Genomic DNA, 1693 nt, shown 5'->3' with positions numbered 1-1693 from the left:
GATCCGGCCGCGTACGTACGGGCCCTCGCGGCGGCCGGTGAGGCGGCGGAGCTGACGGCGCGCGGCGGTCTCGGGGACTTCGGCTGGCTGATCCAGCCCGTCGGCATCGAATCGCCCGTCCTCACAGCCGACGGGCTCTCGGCCACCGCTCCGACGGGACGGGCCGGTCCGCCGGAGACCGTCTGAGAGACTGTCGCCCATGACGGAGACCACCCGGACGACGGTCGGCATCGGCGGCGCCGCGGAGAGCACCGACATGGTGCTCAACATCGGCCCGCAGCATCCCTCGACACACGGTGTGCTCCGCCTGCGGCTGGTGCTCGACGGCGAGGTGATCCGCAGCGCGGAGCCTGTCATCGGCTATATGCACCGCGGCGCGGAGAAGCTCTTCGAGGTGCGCGACTACCGGCAGGTCGTGGTGCTCGCCAACCGTCACGACTGGCTCTCGGCGTTCTCCAACGAGCTGGGCGTGGTGATGGCCGTCGAGCGGATGCTCGGTATGGAGGTGCCCGAGCGTGCCGTCTGGACCAGGACGCTGCTGGCCGAGCTGAACCGCGTACTGAACCATCTGATGTTCATCGGCTCGTATCCGCTCGAACTGGGCGGTATCACTCCGGTGTTCTACGCCTTCCGGGAGCGCGAGGAGCTCCAGGCCGTGATGGAGGAGGTCTCCGGCGGCCGGATGCACTACATGTTCAACCGGGTCGGCGGTCTCAAGGAGGATCTTCCGGCGGGCTGGCTGGGCCGGGCCAGGCACGCGGTCGCCGAGGTCCGCTCACGGATGGACGTGTACGACCGGCTGGTCCTCGGCAACGAGATCTTCCGCGGCCGTACCCACGGTGTCGGAGTGCTGTCGCAGGAGGCGGTCCACGCGTACGGAGTGTCCGGGCCGATCGCGCGCGCCTCGGGCGTCGACTTCGATCTGCGCAGGGACGAGCCGTATCTCGCGTACGGCGAACTCCAGGACACGCTCACGGTCGTCACCCGCGAGGACGGCGACTGTCTGGCCCGGTTCGAATGCCTGCTGGAGCAGACGCACAACGCGCTGGCCCTGGCGGACGCCTGTCTGGACAGGATCGCGGAGCTGCCGCCGGGACCGATCAACCAGCGGCTGCCCAAGGTGCTCAAGGCGCCCGAGGGACACACCTACGCCTGGACCGAGAATCCGCTCGGGATCAACGGCTACTACCTGGTGTCGAAGGGCGAGAAGACTCCGTACCGGCTCAAGCTCCGCTCGGCATCCTTCAACAACATCCAGGCGCTGACCGAACTGCTGCCCGGGACGCAGGTCGCGGACATGGTGGCGATCCTGGGATCGCTCTTCTTCGTCGTCGGCGACATCGACAAGTAGAGCGCGGGCGCTTCCGCCCGCGCTTCACCTCGGGAACGGCGATCAGGAGCTGACCGCGTTGCGCAGCGGGCCGAGTTCGAGCGGCTCGGTCTCGTCGTGCTCGGTCAGATCGATGACCTGGCCGACGGCGCGCTCCTCGGTCCCGCGCCGCTCGGCGAGGGCCTCCTCGCCCACCACATCGGCGAGATCCTCGGCCTCCACGGCCTCCGTGGCGTCCACGGCCTCCGTACGCGCCAACTCGGCGGCCGGCGCGGGCCCTTCGGCGTCGGCCGTGGACTCCGTGTCACCCGCCGGCTCCACCGTCTTCTTGTGCTGGCCGCCGCCGTCGCGCCCGCCGCGCGC

1 protein-coding gene and 2 pseudogenes are annotated in these 1693 nt (G+C 69.8%); 2 read left to right on the top strand and 1 reads right to left on the bottom strand.

Going from position 1 to position 1693, the window contains the following annotated elements:
* Together GA0115259_RS22075 and GA0115259_RS22070 are read left to right on the top strand one after the other, a co-directional pair.
* A pseudogene (locus GA0115259_RS22075) lies at window positions 1-186 on the top strand (hypothetical protein); the annotation flags it as partial.
* 13 nt (window positions 187-199) lie between these two features.
* Window positions 200-1351, top strand: coding sequence for an NADH-quinone oxidoreductase subunit D (locus tag GA0115259_RS22070; RefSeq protein WP_093599976.1), 1152 nt, complete (start codon window positions 200-202; stop codon window positions 1349-1351).
* Window positions 1352-1393: 42 nt separating this feature from the next.
* Here GA0115259_RS22070 and GA0115259_RS22065 read toward each other — a convergent pair.
* Window positions 1394-1693 (bottom strand): annotated as a pseudogene (locus GA0115259_RS22065) (hypothetical protein); the annotation flags it as partial.

The sequence above is a fragment of the Streptomyces sp. MnatMP-M17 genome (genome assembly GCF_900091995.1).
In the GTDB taxonomy this organism is placed as follows: domain Bacteria; phylum Actinomycetota; class Actinomycetes; order Streptomycetales; family Streptomycetaceae; genus Streptomyces.
Note: the sequence above shows the minus strand (reverse complement) of the source record. Positions and strands in the feature narration are given on the sequence as shown.